The sequence below is a fragment of the Ruegeria sp. HKCCD7251 genome, from assembly GCF_013031165.1.
In the GTDB taxonomy this organism is placed as follows: domain Bacteria; phylum Pseudomonadota; class Alphaproteobacteria; order Rhodobacterales; family Rhodobacteraceae; genus Ruegeria.
Genome location: NZ_WPZC01000001.1, coordinates 705,582 through 722,041, shown reverse-complemented (window position 1 = coordinate 722,041; position 16,460 = coordinate 705,582). Strand labels below are relative to the sequence as shown.

Genomic DNA, 16,460 nt, shown 5'->3' with positions numbered 1-16,460 from the left:
GATGAACAAACTGGCGGATTATGACGGGCCAATTCTTGAGATCGACAAGCTGTCGATTTCGTTTTTTACCCGTTTGCGGGAAATTCCGGCCGTTATGGATTTTTCGGTCAGCGTCCAGCCCGGGGAGGCTGTCGGACTGGTCGGTGAATCCGGCTGCGGCAAGTCCACCGTCGCACTGGGGGTCATGCAGGACCTTGGCAAGAACGGGCGCATTGTCGGAGGTACCATCAAGTTCAAAGGGCGCGATCTGGCCGAGATGACATCGGACGAACTACGCGATATTCGCGGCAATGAGATCGCGATGATCTATCAGGAGCCGATGGCATCGCTGAATCCTGCCATGAAGATCGGCAAGCAGTTAATGGAAGTGCCGATGATCCATGAAGGCGTCGGTGCAGAAGAAGCCTATGCGCGCGCTCTGGAGGTGGTTACAGATGTACGCCTGCCTGACCCTGAGCGGATGCTGAACTCATTCCCACATCAGTTGTCGGGGGGGCAGCAGCAGCGGATTGTGATCGCTATGGCGCTGATGTCGAAGCCCGCGCTTTTGATACTGGACGAGCCGACAACGGCGCTGGATGTGACGGTCGAGGCTGCCGTGGTCGAGCTGGTCAAGGACTTGGGCAAGAAATACGGCACTTCGATGCTGTTCATCTCGCACAATCTGGGGCTGGTGCTAGAGACCTGCGACCGGCTTTGCGTGATGTATTCCGGTGAGGCTGTTGAGCGTGGTTCGATCCATGACGTGTTCGACGAAATGCAGCACCCTTACACGCAGGCGCTGTTCCGCTCGATCCCCCTGCCTGGGGCTGACAAGAACGCGCGGCCTCTGGTGGCAATTCCGGGAAACTTTCCTTTGCCGCACGAACGCCCGCCGGGGTGTAATTTCGGGCCGCGTTGTGACTATTTCGAGGAAGGCCGGTGTGACGCGCAGAACATTCTGATGGAGGCGGTGCCGGGCAACGACCGCCACCATACGCGGTGCCTGAAATTCAAGGAAATCGACTGGAACGCGCCGATCACTGTGTCTGAGCAGAAGGAAAAAGCGGAAATCGGCCGTACTGTTCTGAAGATGGACAACCTCAAGAAATACTATGAGGTGGCCGCAAATGCCCTATTCGGTGGCGGTGAAAAGAAAGTTGTAAAAGCCAATGAAACCCTGAGTTTTGAGGCTCATGAGTCTGAAACTCTGGCCATCGTGGGTGAGTCTGGCTGTGGCAAATCTACATTTGCCAAGGTTCTGATGGGGCTGGAAACAGCGACCGATGGTCAGATTTTGCTGGATAATCGCAACATCGAAGCTGTGCCGATCGAGGAGCGCGACGCCAAGACCGTGGGTGAAGTGCAAATGGTATTCCAGAACCCGTTTGACACGCTGAACCCATCCATGACCGTCGGCCGTCAGATCATTCGGGCGCTGGAGATTTTCGGCGTTGGGAACTCTGAGGCTGAACGCAAAAAGCGGATGCTGGAGCTTTTGGATCTGGTGAAGCTTCCACGCGCCTTTGCCGATCGAATGCCGCGGCAATTGTCAGGTGGGCAGAAGCAGCGTGTCGGTATCGCCCGCGCCTTTGCCGGAGACGCGCGGATCGTGGTTGCGGACGAACCGGTCTCAGCGCTGGATGTATCGGTGCAGGCTGCGGTCACGGATCTGCTAATGGAGATTCAACGCGAACACAAAACCACGCTTTTGTTCATCAGCCATGACCTGTCTATTGTGCGATACCTGAGTGACCGAGTGATGGTGATGTATCTGGGTCATGTGGTCGAGTTGGGGACGACGGACCAGGTGTTCTCACCTCCGTATCACCCATATACCGAGGCCCTGCTGAGTGCTGTCCCGATCGCTGATACGTCGATCGAAAAACAGCATATCGTTCTTGAAGGCGACATTCCGTCCGCAATGAGCCCGCCACCCGGCTGCCCTTTCCAGACGCGTTGCCGCTGGAAATCCGAGGTGCCGGACGGACGGTGTGAGCATGACGTGCCGCCCGTCAAAGCCCTTGCCGACGGCCATCAGATAAAATGCCATTTGGCTGATGATATTTTGGCGCGGATGGAGCCCGTCATCAAAATTGCGGCGGAATAAACGATCATAGCGACGGAACCGGTCACAGTGCCGGTTCTTTTATCCCTAGATCGTTTGAATTACCCGCCCCAGATGACCTTTACGTAGTTCTGGGTTTCTTTGTACGGCGGAACACCGCCGTGCTTTTCAACCGCCTTTGGCCCCGCGTTATAGGCCGCCAAAGCCAAGCGCCACGATTTGAACTTGCGGTACTGCCACGACAGGTAACGCGCACCACCTTCAAGGTTCTGTTTGGGATCATGCGGATTCACACCCAATAGCTGCGCAGTACCGGGCATTAGCTGCGCAAGACCCAGCGCACCCTTGTGCGATACGGCATGGGGATTCCAGCCACTTTCCTGCTGAACAAGTCGAAGAAATAGATCTTCAGGCACATTGTACTTGCGGGCCGCTTGACGTGCCAACGAAAGGTATTGACCGCGGTACTTACCGTTATAGCGCTTGTTGAACGTCCCCGAAGCTGTTTTTCGCTTGGGCTTCAGCCGTTCGGAATCGCGATACTGAGTCGCCGCGCGAGTGTCCAAAATCTTGGCCTGCTTCAGAAAAATGTCCTTGCGGCTTTTGGTAGACAATGTCTGAGCCGCAGCCGGAACTGAAACCAGCGCAAGGCAAAACCCTAAAAACCAACCAACCAGAAAACGCATTAATGCCAATCCCGCTCGTCCACGAACCCGACCGAGTATAGATATTTCAGTAAAAAATGAAAGCTTGGTAAAAATTTTCTGAGTGATTTGCTGCTCGGTGCGGTCTTCATCAACTATGTTTTAACCGCGCCGCAGGCCGTATAGGGTCGGCAGCAGAACACAAGCGCCAGATTCGGGCGCGATCCAGTCAGACAAGAACGAGGACATACATGGCGGGTTCAGTAAACAAGGTCATTCTGGTCGGAAATCTGGGCGCAGACCCCGAGGTCCGGTCGTTTCAGAACGGCGGCAAGGTGTGCAACCTGCGCCTTGCCACGTCGGAAACGTGGAAGGACCGCAACACCGGCGAACGGCGTGACCGGACACAGTGGCACTCGGTCGCGATCTTTTCGGAACCTCTGGCCCGCATTGCTGAACAGTACCTGCGCAAAGGCAGCAAGGTTTATATCGAAGGCCAGTTGGAAACACGTAAATGGCAGGACCAGTCCGGCCAAGACCGATATACGACAGAAGTTGTTTTGCGCCCCTATCGCGGCGAACTGACGTTGCTGGATAGTCGTGGCGACGGCGGCGGACAGTCCGGCGGCGGTTACGGCGACCCCTACGGCGCGCCCTCTGGATCCCCTGCCCCTGCATCCGGCGGAATCGACGACGACGAGATTCCGTTCTAAGCAAAACGGAGATTGGTGATGACATGGTCCTTCTCACTCGGCCGGTTATTTGGGTCGGAACTGAGGGTCCATGTCACTTTTTTTCTGCTGCTGGCCTGGGTCGGCTTTGCGGCATACTCCAACGGCGGCATGTCGGCGGTCGTCGAGAACCTGATCTTCGTACTCGCCCTGTTTGCCTGTGTAGTGGCGCATGAATTCGGCCATGCGCTGATGGCTCGGCGTTACGGGATCAAGACTCCTGACATTACCCTTTTGCCAATTGGCGGGCTGGCTCGGCTGGAACGAATGCCGGAGAAGCCAATGCAGGAAGTCTGGGTCGCCCTTGCTGGCCCTGCGGTAAACATCGTCATCTGGATCATTCTGATTGCGTTCGGGGCCGGAATGCCTTTGGAAACGATGACGCAAATCGACAGCACGGCCCCCGGCCTTTTGAACCGGTTGGCCTATGTCAATCTGCTGTTGGCCGCCTTCAACATGATACCGGCCTTTCCAATGGACGGCGGACGGGTCTTTCGCGCCTTGCTTTGCCTTAAAATGGATCGCGTCAAGGCAACGCGGGTCGCGGCGCTTGCCGGACAAGCGGTCGCTGTGGGCTTTGGCTTTCTTGGTCTCAGCACGGGCAATCCACTGCTGGTTCTGATCGCTGTGTTTGTCTTCGTTGCAGCCAACGCAGAGAGTCAGGACGTGGCCATGCGATCTGTCGCGCGGCGGGTTATGGCGCGCGATGCGATGATCACCGAATACCAATCGCTGTCGCCGTCAGACACTCTGGCGACGGCCGCCCAAGCCGTTATTCATACCACACAGCATGAATTCCCAGTGTTGGACGCAGACGGAACGCTAAAGGGTTTCGTGACCCGCAACCGCCTGTTTGCGGCTCTGGCTGCGGAAACTCCGCGATCAGACCTCGCCACTTCCATAATGGAAGCCGATATTCCGCAGGTAGAGCTCACCAGCGGGTTGGAGACAGTTCTGGAACGTCTGCACAAAGGCGCTCCAGCCATAGCGGTTTGTACCAAGGCCGGTCACATGGTGGGCTACATTACGCGCGAAAACATCGGTGAGTTGATGGTCCTCCGGGGACGCTAATCAAGCGGCGGCCAGAGCGTCCTCGAGCACCGACAAGACAGCTTCGCGCGGGACATCCGAGGTTACGAATGCCTGACCGATTCCTCGTGCCAGAATGAAGCGCAACTGCCCGTCGATAACCTTTTTGTCCTGCGCCATCAGATCGACCAATGCCTCTGCCCCCGGAAGATCGCCCGGAATGTCGGCAAGGTCCGTCTTCATTCCCATCTGACGCAGGTGCGCGCGAACGCGGCTGGGGTTTTCTTGCGCGCACAAACCAAGGCGCGACGACAGCTCAAACGCAAGCGCGCAGCCAATAGCTACACCCTCGCCATGCAGCAAGCGGTCCGAATAGCAGGTTGCGGCCTCCAACGCATGACAGAAGGTGTGGCCAAGGTTCAGCAACGCGCGATCGCCCTGTTCGGTTTCATCGCGCGCGACGATATCGGCCTTCATCTGAACCGATCGCGTCACGGCCCGGACGCGCGCTGCCATGTCGCCGCCCGATACATCGGTGCCGTTGGCCTCGAGCCACTCAAAGAACGCGGCATCGCCCAGCAGACCGTATTTTACGACCTCACCATAGCCTGACAGAAAATCCCTCTGGGTCATTGTACCCAATACCGAGGTATCAGCCAGAACCAGCGAGGGTTGGTGAAAAGCCCCAATCAGGTTTTTCCCCTGTGGCGCGTTGATCCCGGTTTTTCCCCCAACCGAACTGTCCACTTGTGCCAGCAAAGAGGTCGGGATTTGCACGAACCGAACGCCGCGCCGCAAAACGGCGGCGGCAAAGCCTGCAAGATCGCCAATGACGCCGCCCCCAAGGGCCACGACAACATCGCGGCGTTCGACTTTTTCGGCTAGCAGCCATTCGACCGCGCGCTCAAAATGCGGCCAGCTTTTGGTGGCTTCTCCGGCAGGTAGAGCCAGCGCCGACATCTCGATACCCGCATCGGCTAGACCTTCCCGCAGCGCGTCCAGATGCAAAGCTGCGACGTTTTCGTCCGTCAGAACCGCAACTTTGGGACGGTTGAGTAAAGGTGCGATCATCTTTCCTGACTGGCCCAGCAAATCGGGCCCGATCTCTACATCGTAGGATCGCTCACCCAGCTCTACATGTACGGTTTGGTGCATTAATTCCGTTCCAAAACATCCGGGCGCGTCATCAAGGCATCGACGACCCTGTCCACCATATTTTCTATCGACGTCTCTCCGTCAGAAGTCACCGAGAGGTCGGCTTGCGAATAGACCGGCACACGTTCCTCATACAAGGCGCGCAACGTCGCATGAGGGTCCGCTGTGCGCAGCAAGGGACGCGTGTCCTTGTGCTTGACCCGATTCCACAGCACGTTCAAATCGGCCTTTAACCAGACAGAAACCCCGCGATCGGTAATCATCTGGCGATTCTGACCGGCCAAAAACGCCCCGCCGCCGGTGGACAGAACACCTTTTTCTTCGTCCAGAAGCCGCCCAATGACCTGACTTTCCTTCGCACGAAAAAACGGCTCACCGTCGCGTTCAAAGATTTCCGGGATAGTCATATTGGCCGCCGATTCGATCTCGGCATCGCTATCGAGGAACGGAACACCAAGCCTTGCAGCCAAAGCACGGCCAACGGCTGTTTTACCAGCCCCCATCATACCTACCAAAACCACTGTTTTGTGCAGTATGAAGCTGTGATCGTGTTCGGACGTCACGGTGTTATGCTTAATTTCGCTCATTTCACCGTGAATGACGTGATCTTAAGAAAAATGCCAGTTATAACTTGGACAAAACACAAAATTGAGGCAGCGTTGAGCAATGGGTCGTCTGATCAAGTTCCTGATATATCTGGTTTGCCTGTGTTTCATCGGGCTGGTGGGCTACGCTTATCTGGGCCCTCTCTTCGGCGTGGATTTTTCCTCCCCGCAGCAAGAGATACGAGAACCGGTAATCCTGAATGTCGAATAAGGCCGCAGTTGCTGCGCTGTTTCTCGCCACTTCGGTCCACGCGCAGCAGGAACCACTTTCTGTTATTGAGTGGCTGAGCGAGCCACCCGAAAACCTGCCGGGTACTGTCTTGCTGGAACCCCCGGTTACGCAAACAGGTCTCGGACCCGAGGTCGAGGTCACGCGTCTGGAGGCGCTGTCGCAACCCTTGGGTCTTGTTTCATCGAACGTAACTGGCCTGCCCATCGGTCTTTGGCAGAACAGCGAAACGGATCGTCTGGCAGAACTGATCGCCCGAGTCCCGGTCAAGTACAACCCGGCCATGCAACGCCTGCTGTTTACCTTGCTGTTGTCCGAGGCGCGCGCGCCGTCCGGACCCGAGGCCGAAGAAACACTATTGCTGGCACGTCTGGACAGGCTGATGCAGCTAGGGGCGGCTGATCCGGCGCAATCTCTCGTTCAGCTTGCCGGCCCGACCAACAGCCGCGAGCGTTTCAAACGCTGGTTCGACGCGACCTTGCTGACCGGTGACGAAGACCGAAGCTGCACCGCATTGATTGCCCAGCCCCACTTGTCACAGGACTATGCCGCGCAGATTTTCTGCAAAGCCCGCCGGGGGGATTGGCCCTCTGCTGCGCTCACCCTGGAAGCCGCGCACGCGCTTGAGGTTCTGCCCCCCGAGGATCTTGATGTCCTTGACCGGTTTCTCAGCCCGGAACTGTTCGAGGACGCAGAATACTTGCCGCAGCCGCAAAACCCTGATCCGCTGAGCTTCCGCCTTTACGAAGCCATTGGCGAGCGTTTACCCTCTGCCCCGCTGCCCCGGGTCTTTGCGAACGCCGATCTGCGCGACGTTGCAGGCTGGAAGGCACAGATCGAAGCGGCTGAGCGTCTGACGCGTGTGGGCGCCCTGACACCGAACCAGTTACTTGGGCTCTATACGGAACGATCCCCGGCAGCCTCAGGTGCCGTGTGGGACAGGGTCACAGCGGTTCAACAATTTGAAACCGCGTTGAACTCGGGCGACCCGACCGCCATCACAGAGGCATTGCCCATCGTATGGGAGCAAATGCGCAGCGTCGGGCTAGAGGTGCCATTTTCGGAACTGTTCGCAGGTCAGTTGTCTCACGTCACATTGGACGACCCGGCGGTCGAGCAATTGCGGTGGCGGATTATGCTGTTGTCTGACCTTTACGAAACTGCGGCCCTTTCCGCCCCCGATCAGTCAGAGGAAAGTCAGTTTCTGGCGGCGTTGGCGCAAGGTGATCCCGGGCGCGCCCCGTCCCCCTCTCCGTTGGCGGATGCGGTGGCAGAAGCGTTTGCATGGGCCGCGCCAGTGCCTTCGGACATCAATGCCCTGCTGTCCAATGACCAGTTGGGCGAAGCGATCCTTGAGACGATGGAGCTTTTCGCGCATGGCTCGCGCGGGAACCTTGTTGATCTGACGGCGGCTATTGCCACGTTGCGCCGCGTGGGTCTTGAGGACACCGCGCGACGCGCTGCACTGAACCTGTTGATCCTGCAGGGCACCTGATCATGACCGCCCCCGCCACTCAGGAGCTTTGGATTTCCACGTTTCTACAGGCACAAGCGGCCGAATTAGGTGCAGCCACGAACACGCTGCTGGCATATGGCAGGGATCTGAAGGACTTTGCCGAATGGTTGGATCGGCGAAAAACCGGTCTTGCAGAAGCAAGCCGCGACCAGATCGAGAGCTATCTGATCTACTGTGACGCGCAGGGGCTTTCACAATCCACCCGTGCGCGCAGGCTTTCAGCGATCAAACAGATTTACCGATTTGCGTTTGAAGAAGGCTGGCGTGAGGCCAACCCCGCAATTCAGATCAAAGGACCGGGCCGTCAAAAGCGCCTGCCAAAAACGCTGGACGTGCCCGAAGTCGACCGGTTGTTGCAAGCAGCGCGCGAAACCGGGCGTACCAAGGAAGATCGTGTGCGCAACACCTGCCTAATGGAACTGCTATACGCCACCGGAATGCGCGTGACCGAACTGGTTTCTTTACCCGTGTCATCGGCACGGGGTGATCCACGCATGCTGCTGGTTCTTGGCAAGGGCGGCAAAGAGCGGATGGTCCCGTTGTCTCCACCCGCACGAGAGGCGCTTGCCGCGTGGTTGAGTGTGCGGGATGAGACCGAGGATCAAAAAGTTTCAGATGGCGCTCAGCGCTCAAAATTCCTGTTTCCCTCGCGTGGTAAATCCGGTCATCTGACGCGGCATATGTTCTTTCAACTGATCAAGGACCTTGCGGTTCAAGGGGGCGTTTCGCCCAAAAAAGTCACGCCACACACGTTGCGCCATGCCTTTGCAACACATTTGCTGGCCAACGGCGCAGATTTGCGTTCGATCCAGACCTTACTTGGCCACGCTGATGTTGCGACCACGGAAATTTACACGCATGTACTAGACGAACGGCTTGCCGAACTGGTGTACGAGCATCACCCGCTTGCCAAAGACCCCGTCGACAAGGGCTAACCCCTTGATCTACAGGGGCAGCGCCCCCATAACCATTGCAGCAACACGAACAACCAAGGACCGATGGAACCCTCTTCTTCTCTGATCGACGGCGCATTCTGGTTTACGACCGGCGCCATTCTGTTTTTGCTCGTCCTTTCGGGCTTTTTCTCGGGTTCTGAAACAGCGTTGACCGCCTCGTCGCGCGGCAAGCTACGGGCGCAGGCCGACAAAGGGTCACGCGGGGCGCAAAAGGCGCTGGACATCACCGATGACAACGAACGCCTGATCGGCTCGGTCCTGCTGGGCAACAATTTGGTGAACATCCTTGCGGCGTCTTTGGCCACCGCTTTGTTCACGCGTCTCTTTGGGGAAAGCGGCGTCGCTTTGGCGACTTTGGTCATGACCCTTCTGGTTCTGATCTTTGCCGAGGTTCTGCCCAAGACCTACGCCATCACCAACGCAGAAAAAGCGGCCTCGGCCGTGGCCCCATTGATCAGCGTAGTGGTGACCGTGTTTTCCCCGGTCGTTTCCGCGGTGCGCTTGCTGGTGCGCGGCGTTTTGCGCCTGTTTGGGGTGCAGATCGACCCCGACAGTAACATCCTTGCGGTACGAGAAGAGATCGCAGGCGCGCTGCAACTGGGCCATTCCGAAGGGGTTGTTGAAAAAGAAGATCGCGACCGCATTCTGGGTGCTTTGGATCTGGGTGATCGAACCGTGGAAGAAATCATGCTTCACCGCTCGAACATTGAAATGATCGATGCAGAGGATACGCCCGAGGTTATCCTACAGCAGTGCCTGAAAAGCCCTCATACCCGCCTGCCCGTTTTCCGGGATGAGCCTGAAAACATCGTGGGTGTCGTTCATGCCAAGGACTTGTTCCGCGCCATGTATGCGCATGCAGGCAGCAGCGAAGGGGATGCAAACCGGCTGAAAGAGTTTGATATCTCGAAGGTTGCCAACGACCCGTATTTCGTCCCCGAAACAACGACTTTGGACGACCAGATGCGAGAATTCCTGCGGATGCACAGCCATTTTGCGCTGGTCGTGGATGAATATGGTTCGCTGCGCGGTCTGATCACACTGGAAGATATCCTTGAAGAAATCGTGGGTGAAATTGCCGACGAATTCGATCTTGAAGAGGACGTCCCCGTTACGCGAACCGAGGACGGTCAGTTTTTGGTCGAAGGAGCGATGACAATCCGCGACGTGAACCGTGCGATGGAATGGTCCCTGCCCGACGAAGAAGCCAACACCGTCGCAGGTCTGGTTATTCACGAGGCGCAGATGATCCCGGTAACGGGCCAGGTATTCTCGTTCCACGGCTTCCGCTTCGAAGTCACGGCGCGCGAGGGCAACCGGATAACCGAGTTGAAAATCCGCCCTCTCTGACGCGCGGCCAGCGACACAGCATGTCGGGAACGGAACAGTAAACCCAAGCCTGCGCTTGCAGGCTCGGGCCGAAACCGGATGGAGGCAGCAACGTGAAGACGACAACGCAGGTGGCAGTCATTGGGGGTGGTGTTGTCGGGTGCTCGGTCCTGTATCACCTGACCAAACTGGGCTGGTCAGACGTGATGCTGCTGGAGCGGTCCGAACTGACCAGCGGCTCCACATGGCATGCGGCAGGCGGTTTTCACACGCTCAACGGCGACACCAACATGGCCGCCCTGCAAGGCTATACCATCCGTCTTTACAAGGAACTGGAAGAGATCACCGGCATGTCCTGCGGCCTGCATCATGTGGGCGGTGTTACGCTGGCCGACAATCAGGATCGGTTCGACATGCTGCTGGCCGAGCGTGCCAAGCACCGCTTTATGGGCCTTGAAACCGAGATTGTCGGCCCCGAAGAGATCAGGAAAATAGCTCCGATCACCAACACGGATGGGATAATCGGCGCGCTTTATGATCCGCTGGATGGCCACTTGGACCCGTCCGGCACTACGCATGCCTATGCCAAGGCTGCCCGCATGGGCGGTGCAACCATCGAAACACATTGCATGGTGCATGAAACGCTTCAACGGCGGGACGGAACTTGGGATGTCGTCACCGACAAAGGCACGATTCATGCCGAACATGTGATCAATGCCGGTGGTCTTTGGGCGCGCGAGGTCGGCGCCATGGCAGGTGTGTATTTCCCGCTACACCCGATGGAGCATCAGTATCTGGTCACCGACTCGCTTCCTCAGATCGAAGCCATCATTGATGCAGGGGGTGAACACCCGCATGTGATGGACCCCGCAGGCGAAAGCTATCTGCGGCAGGAAGGTCGGGGCTTGTGCATTGGGTTTTATGAACAACCCTGTAAACCTTGGGCCGTCGATGGGACCCCGTGGGAGTTTGGGCACGAACTCCTGCCGGACGACTTTGACAAGATCACCGACAGTATCGAATTCGCCTATCGCCGCTTTCCTGTTCTGGCCGAGGCCGGTGTGAAATCGGTGATCCATGGGCCGTTTACCTTTGCGCCAGACGGCAACCCTTTGGTCGGACCTGTGCCGGGGCTGCGGAATTACTGGTCGGCCTGCGGTGTGATGGCCGGGTTCAGTCAGGGCGGTGGCGTTGGACTGACGCTGGCCCAATGGATGATCGAAGGCGAACCCGAACGCGATGTCTTTGCCATGGACGTGGCACGTTTCGGCGACTGGATCGGCCCCGGCTACACTCGCCCCAAGGTGATCGAAAACTACCAGAAGCGATTCAGCGTCGCCTACCCGAACGAGGAACTACCCGCCGCCCGCCCGAACCGAACGACGCCGATGTACGACATCTTCAGTGATCTGGGCGCGGTCTGGGGCCAGCAATACGGGCTGGAGGTGCCCAACTATTTCGCCCAAGGCGATGAGCCGGACTATGAAACCCCCTCGTTCCGACGCTCGGATGCATTCTCGGCGACGGGCCGCGAGGTCAACGCTGTCCGCAACGGCGTCGGTATCAACGAGGTGCACAACTTCGGCAAATACCGCATCTCTGGCGCCAATGCGCGGGCATGGTTGGATCGGATCATGGCGGGGCGAATTCCACAACCGGGACGATTGTCACTGACCCCCATGCTGTCGTCTAAGGGCAAGTTGATTGGCGACTTCACCATATCCTGCCTTGGCGACGAAGAATTTCAACTCACCGCCTCTTATGGCAGCCAAGCGTTCCACATGAGGTGGTTCCTGCAAAATCAATCCGACCGCGTGATCATCGAAAATGTCAGCGATCGTTTGAACGGGTTTCAGATCGCCGGTCCCAAGGCCGCCGACGTGTTATCAGCCTGCACGCGAGACGACGTCGCAACCCTCCGCTTTCTGGATGTGCGGCGCATGACAATCGGTATGACGGACTGCATCGTTCAACGGGTCAGTTATACCGGCGACTTGGGGTTTGAAATCTATTGCGATCCCATGGCGCAGAGGCAACTCTGGTGGACTTTGTGGCAGGCTGGGCAGCCTCATGGCATGGTGCCCTTTGGGATGCGCGCGATGATGAGCCTGCGTCTGGACAAGTTCTTTGGGTCCTGGATGCGCGAATACTCACCAGATTACACCGCAGCAGAAACAGGGCTGGACCGCTTCATTGCGTTTTCGAAAAACGTGGATTTCATCGGCCGTGCGGCGACCGAATTGGAACGTGCCGAAGGCTCGGCACGCCGACTTGTGGCCTTTGAAGTTGACGCGGACGACACAGATGTAAACGCATATGAGCCGATCTGGCTGGGCGGTCAGGTCGTCGGCTTCTGTACATCTGGCGGATATTCACACTATGCCAAAAAATCGGTGGCGATGGGGTTCCTGCCAGTCGAAGAAATCAGCGACGGGCTTGAGGTCGAGATCGAAATTCTCGGCCAGTTGAGGAAGGCTCGCGTGATTTCGGAACCACTATTTGACGCGGATGGCGCACGCATGCGGGGATGACATACCTCCCCGGCAGCGGCATTCTAGCCACATGATTCCGTTACCCATTATCCTTTTGGCCGCCGGACAGTCACGTCGTATGGGTGGCAAGGACAAGCTATTGCAAGCTGTTGACGGTATGCCTTTGTTGCGTCGCTCACTCGAAACGGCGCTGCAGGCCGGGCCGACCATCGTCGCCCTTCCTCCAAAGCCGCACCCGCGCTACGACGTGATCAAAGGTCTGGACGCGCAAATGGTAGAAATTCCAGATGCTGTCGAAGGAATGAATGCCAGCCTGCGCGGAGCGATGCGGCACGTCCCACCTGAAGCCACCGCCGTCATGGTTTTGTTGGCAGACTTACCCGATATCACGCCCGGCGACCTGAAGGCAGTGATCGACACGGTTCAACACCATCCGGACAACCTGGTTTGGCGCGGCGCGACGGCTAACGGAAAACCCGGCCATCCGGTTGTTTTCCACCGATCACTATTTGATGACCTTGCAAGACTGACGGGCGATGAAGGCGCACAGGCCGTTGTCCGGGCACATGCTGACCGCGTGTGCCTTGTTCCCCTACCGGATCAAAACGCGTTGTTGGACTTGGACACCCCGGAAGACTGGGATGCATGGCACCAAAAAAGAAACGCCTGAAAAGAACACGGCCCGGTCTTTTCAGACCGGGCCGGTGCCCAAAACAGGACTACCACTTTTCATCAATCCTGAAAGCGCGGCCATTTGTGCCAAGTAGCACGCTGGCTATTCCGCCGCTGAACCTAAACAAGACCCCCTCGTTAACATGCCGCTCAGCGCTTCCAGTGACTGTGACGGCCGTTGGCACCCCCTAGTGCCTTCGGCTCCCCTCGCTTGGGCCTGATCATCGTCACCCATCGCGCCGGATCAGACAACGGGAAACTGGAAAGAACGGTAAATTTTCGACGTATCAGAATGGTTTTTGCGCAACATCCTGCCGAAGAAAAAACAATCATTGAGGGAACCGGAATTTGTGCTAATGGCGCTAAAATCGCCATTATGAGCGCTCTTATTCAACTAAAGACCAGTCACTTTTAGGCTTGTTGAAGCCAGTAAAGACTAAACCCCATACCTGGTCACAACCAAAACACGAGCGATTACCAAAGGATCTGTGGATCCGTTCCTTTGTTAACCAAACTGTTTCAATTCAGCCCTTTTCAGGCATTGCCCGCATGTGCGTCAACAATTCAGTGATTCGAGCCGTTGATTCGCCTGGGCGCACGAGGTCTTACCGCCCAACCCGCGTATAAGACGGGCCCAATGTGGCGAAATTAAGATTTCTTAATCTTTCAAACAGGAAACACAAAGACTGATACGTCATCTGCTGATGTAACGCGCGGCCGCAACCGCGTGATACAAACAGGAGACCAATATGAGCATCCGTAAATCCTCTCTTCTTACACCACGCACGTCCAATTGGGTGGGTGTCACCGCACTGAGCACCGCTCTGCTTGCGACGACTGCCTTGCCCTCAAAAGCGGACGAAGCACTGGCCGATCTGGTTGAGAGCGTGTCACCATCCGTCGTGACAATTATCGCTGAACAGGACGCCACCGCGGTTCCGGCCAGAGGACAGGACTTTGATTTGGAAGGCCACCCGTTCGGTGAATTTTTCAAGCGGTTTGGTACGCCAGAAGGGTTCAACGCCCCGCAACGCGGCCCGGCACAAGGTCTGGGATCAGGTTTTGTTCTGGATGAGGCAGGATATATCGTCACCAATCACCACGTTGTCGACAACGCGTCCAACGTCACCGTTCGCCTGAGCGACGATCGCACCTTTGACGCCGAGGTTGTCGGGACCGACCCGCTGACGGACATCGCAGTTCTGAAGATCGAGGCGGGTGAGTCCCTTCAGGCCGTTGAGTTGGGCGACAGCGACGTGATCCGCGTGGGCGAAGACGTTGTGGCAATCGGCAATCCCTTCGGCCTGAGCTCGACCGTGACAACGGGCATCGTTTCGGCCAAGGGTCGTAACATTTCTCAAGGACCATATGCCGAGTTCATCCAGACCGATGCGGCAATTAACAAGGGCAATTCAGGCGGACCGCTGTTCAACATGGAAGGCGAAGTTGTCGGCGTGAACTCGGCGATTTATTCGCCCAGCGGCGGGTCTGTTGGCCTGGGCTTTGCGGTGACCTCAAACATCGTGGAACATATCACTGCCGACCTGCGTGATGACGGTCAGGTCAGTCGTGGTTGGTTGGGTGTTTCGATCCAGAATGTCAGCCCTGAAATTGCCGCAGCGATGGGAATTGATGCCTCAAAAGGTGCGCTGGTTTCCGAAGTGGTCGATGGAAGCCCGGCCCAGGGAATCCTGGAACAGGGCGATGTCATTCTGACCTTCAACAATGAATCTGTCGACTCCAGCAGCGACCTGCCCTTGTTGGTCGGCACGACGAAGGTGGGGACTGACAGCACCTTGACAGTTCTGCGCGATGGCAAGGAACAAAAGCTTGAGCTGACCATCGGCCAGCATCAAAGCGCCTCGGCAGACATCGACAAATCCGTTGATGAAACCATCTCGGGGACCGCATTGGGTGTAACCGTCGCACCGCTGACCGATACGACCCGTGCCGAGATGGGAGTGGGTGAAAATGTCAACGGCGTCGTCGTGACCGACCTTACGCCCGAAAGCCCGGCGGCCAAGGCTGGCCTGCAACGCGGCGACGTGATCGTGAAACTTGGCGGGCAGGAAACCGTTTCGCCGGGTGCGCTGAAGGCCGCGCTGGACAGCGAAAAGACCGATCCTGCGCTGGTTTTGATCAATCGTGGTGGCAACCAGATCTTCGTCGCGGTGGAAATCGCCTGATCAGACACCCGCGCGCGCCACGTGATGGGGAATATCTGGCGTGCGCCTCCCCGGCGGATTGAATTGTCCGCTATCTGCCGGGACTGCCGGGTGCGCAACGACGCACCCGGCACGTTCTTTCCCTAAAACCAGTGCTTTACCCGAAATTTTGTGTTTAAATACCAGTAGAAAGGAGTTCGGACCATGAGCCGTCGCCTGCTGATCGTTGAAGACGATGAAGACACCCGCGAGTTCATCGCCAAAGGGTTTGGCGAAGAGGGCTATGTGGTCGAACAGGCCGCTGATGGCCGTGAAGGTCTGTATCATGCCACCGACGGCGGGTTTGACGCCATTGTGCTGGACCGGATGCTGCCGGGGCTGGACGGGTTGTCGCTGATCCGATCCCTTCGGGCTGCGGGTCTGAAGACTCCCGTCCTGATGCTCACCGCGATGAGCGCAGTTGATGAGCGGGTTAAGGGGCTGCGCTCGGGCGCGGATGACTACCTTGTAAAACCGTTCTCTTTCCAAGAGCTGCACGCGCGGATCGAAGCGTTGTTGCGGCGCCCTCAGGAGGCCGAAGAAAACGCGACCTTGACCTGCCGCGACCTTGAGATGGACCTGCTGACCCGCAAGGTCACGCGCGACGGGCACGAGGTTTCGCTGACCCCGCGAGAGTTCCAGATCCTTGAGTATTTTCTGCGCAGAAAGAACCGCGTGGTGTCGCGCACGATGCTGCTTGAGGGTGTCTGGGATTACCACTTCGATCCGAATACGAACGTGGTTGACGTCCATATCTCAAAACTGCGGCGTCAGTTGGATGAAGGTGGCGGACCGCCTTTGATTGAAACCGTCCGGGGTGCCGGCTACATGATCTCTGATGGATAACCTTC

At 57.4% G+C, this 16,460-nt stretch carries 14 protein-coding genes; 11 read left to right on the top strand and 3 right to left on the bottom strand.

Features of this window, described 5'->3' with window-relative positions; translation table 11 throughout:
* Position 1: 1 nt before the first annotated feature.
* Positions 2–2,089 (top strand): ABC transporter ATP-binding protein, encoded by a 2,088-nt coding sequence (locus GOX75_RS03510; RefSeq protein WP_171121210.1) that lies wholly within the window; start codon positions 2–4, stop codon positions 2,087–2,089.
* Positions 2,090–2,148: 59 nt separating this feature from the next.
* On the opposite strand, the gene GOX75_RS03505 is transcribed toward GOX75_RS03510, so the two are convergent.
* Positions 2,149–2,733: a lytic transglycosylase domain-containing protein gene (locus GOX75_RS03505; RefSeq protein ID WP_171121209.1), complete on the bottom strand. Its 585-nt coding sequence runs from the start codon at positions 2,731–2,733 to the stop codon at positions 2,149–2,151.
* A 209-nt stretch (positions 2,734–2,942) separates the two neighbouring features.
* On the opposite strand from GOX75_RS03505, the gene ssb reads away from it, so the two are divergent.
* Positions 2,943–3,404, top strand: coding sequence for a single-stranded DNA-binding protein (gene ssb / locus GOX75_RS03500; protein ID WP_171121208.1), 462 nt, complete (start codon positions 2,943–2,945; stop codon positions 3,402–3,404).
* 18 nt (positions 3,405–3,422) lie between these two features.
* Complete coding sequence (locus GOX75_RS03495; RefSeq protein WP_171121207.1) at positions 3,423–4,493, top strand: site-2 protease family protein; 1,071 nt, start codon at positions 3,423–3,425, stop codon at positions 4,491–4,493.
* Here GOX75_RS03495 and aroB read toward each other — a convergent pair whose 3' ends face one another.
* The gene (aroB, locus tag GOX75_RS03490; RefSeq protein WP_171121206.1) at positions 4,494–5,606 is read right to left on the bottom strand and encodes a 3-dehydroquinate synthase; all 1,113 of its coding nucleotides are present in this window, start codon (positions 5,604–5,606) and stop codon (positions 4,494–4,496) included. It lies immediately after the preceding gene.
* A complete protein-coding gene (locus GOX75_RS03485; protein ID WP_171121205.1) occupies positions 5,606–6,193 on the bottom strand; it encodes a shikimate kinase in 588 nt (195 codons plus the stop codon). The genes aroB and GOX75_RS03485 overlap by 1 nt, the downstream gene beginning before the upstream one ends.
* Positions 6,194–6,272: 79 nt before the next feature.
* On the opposite strand from GOX75_RS03485, the gene GOX75_RS03480 reads away from it, so the two are divergent.
* The 8 genes from GOX75_RS03480 (at position 6,273) to GOX75_RS03445 (ending at position 16,455) form a co-directional block, all read left to right on the top strand.
* Positions 6,273–6,422, top strand: coding sequence for a hypothetical protein (locus tag GOX75_RS03480; protein WP_171121204.1), 150 nt, complete (start codon positions 6,273–6,275; stop codon positions 6,420–6,422).
* Entirely contained in the window at positions 6,412–7,935 is a 1,524-nt protein-coding gene (locus GOX75_RS03475; RefSeq protein ID WP_171121203.1) for a hypothetical protein, read from the top strand. Before GOX75_RS03480 ends, GOX75_RS03475 begins: the two co-directional genes overlap by 11 nt.
* A 2-nt stretch (positions 7,936–7,937) precedes the next feature.
* Positions 7,938–8,891 (top strand): site-specific tyrosine recombinase XerD, encoded by a 954-nt coding sequence (locus tag GOX75_RS03470; protein ID WP_171121202.1) that lies wholly within the window; start codon positions 7,938–7,940, stop codon positions 8,889–8,891.
* A 63-nt stretch (positions 8,892–8,954) separates the two neighbouring features.
* Positions 8,955–10,262, top strand: coding sequence for an HlyC/CorC family transporter (locus GOX75_RS03465; RefSeq protein ID WP_171121201.1), 1,308 nt, complete (start codon positions 8,955–8,957; stop codon positions 10,260–10,262).
* A 92-nt stretch (positions 10,263–10,354) separates the two neighbouring features.
* The gene (locus GOX75_RS03460) at positions 10,355–12,772 is read left to right on the top strand and encodes an FAD-dependent oxidoreductase (protein WP_171121200.1); all 2,418 of its coding nucleotides are present in this window, start codon (positions 10,355–10,357) and stop codon (positions 12,770–12,772) included.
* Between the two features lie 31 nt (positions 12,773–12,803).
* Positions 12,804–13,403, top strand: coding sequence for an NTP transferase domain-containing protein (locus GOX75_RS03455; protein ID WP_171121199.1), 600 nt, complete (start codon positions 12,804–12,806; stop codon positions 13,401–13,403).
* A 751-nt stretch (positions 13,404–14,154) separates the two neighbouring features.
* On the top strand, positions 14,155–15,591 hold the full coding sequence (locus GOX75_RS03450; protein WP_171121198.1) for a Do family serine endopeptidase: 1,437 nt from the start codon (positions 14,155–14,157) through the stop codon (positions 15,589–15,591).
* Positions 15,592–15,774: 183 nt separating this feature from the next.
* Positions 15,775–16,455, top strand: a complete 681-nt coding sequence (locus tag GOX75_RS03445) for a response regulator transcription factor (RefSeq protein WP_171121197.1) — start codon at positions 15,775–15,777, stop codon at positions 16,453–16,455.
* The last annotated feature ends 5 nt before the right edge of the window (positions 16,456–16,460 follow it).

Excerpts from the sequence above, each read along its gene's own strand:
- GOX75_RS03510 (WP_171121210.1), top strand. The coding sequence starts at position 2 with ATGAACAAACTGGCGGATTATGACGGGCCAATTCTTGAGATCGACAAG.
- GOX75_RS03505 (WP_171121209.1), bottom strand. The coding sequence starts at position 2,733 with ATGCGTTTTCTGGTTGGTTGGTTTTTAGGGTTTTGCCTTGCGCTGGTT.
- ssb (WP_171121208.1), top strand. The coding sequence starts at position 2,943 with ATGGCGGGTTCAGTAAACAAGGTCATTCTGGTCGGAAATCTGGGCGCA.
- GOX75_RS03495 (WP_171121207.1), top strand. The coding sequence starts at position 3,423 with ATGACATGGTCCTTCTCACTCGGCCGGTTATTTGGGTCGGAACTGAGG.
- aroB (WP_171121206.1), bottom strand. The coding sequence starts at position 5,606 with ATGCACCAAACCGTACATGTAGAGCTGGGTGAGCGATCCTACGATGTA.
- GOX75_RS03485 (WP_171121205.1), bottom strand. The coding sequence starts at position 6,193 with ATGAGCGAAATTAAGCATAACACCGTGACGTCCGAACACGATCACAGC.
- GOX75_RS03480 (WP_171121204.1), top strand. The coding sequence starts at position 6,273 with ATGGGTCGTCTGATCAAGTTCCTGATATATCTGGTTTGCCTGTGTTTC.
- GOX75_RS03475 (WP_171121203.1), top strand. The coding sequence starts at position 6,412 with ATGTCGAATAAGGCCGCAGTTGCTGCGCTGTTTCTCGCCACTTCGGTC.
- GOX75_RS03470 (WP_171121202.1), top strand. The coding sequence starts at position 7,938 with ATGACCGCCCCCGCCACTCAGGAGCTTTGGATTTCCACGTTTCTACAG.
- GOX75_RS03465 (WP_171121201.1), top strand. The coding sequence starts at position 8,955 with ATGGAACCCTCTTCTTCTCTGATCGACGGCGCATTCTGGTTTACGACC.
- GOX75_RS03455 (WP_171121199.1), top strand. The coding sequence starts at position 12,804 with ATGATTCCGTTACCCATTATCCTTTTGGCCGCCGGACAGTCACGTCGT.
- GOX75_RS03450 (WP_171121198.1), top strand. The coding sequence starts at position 14,155 with ATGAGCATCCGTAAATCCTCTCTTCTTACACCACGCACGTCCAATTGG.
- GOX75_RS03445 (WP_171121197.1), top strand. The coding sequence starts at position 15,775 with ATGAGCCGTCGCCTGCTGATCGTTGAAGACGATGAAGACACCCGCGAG.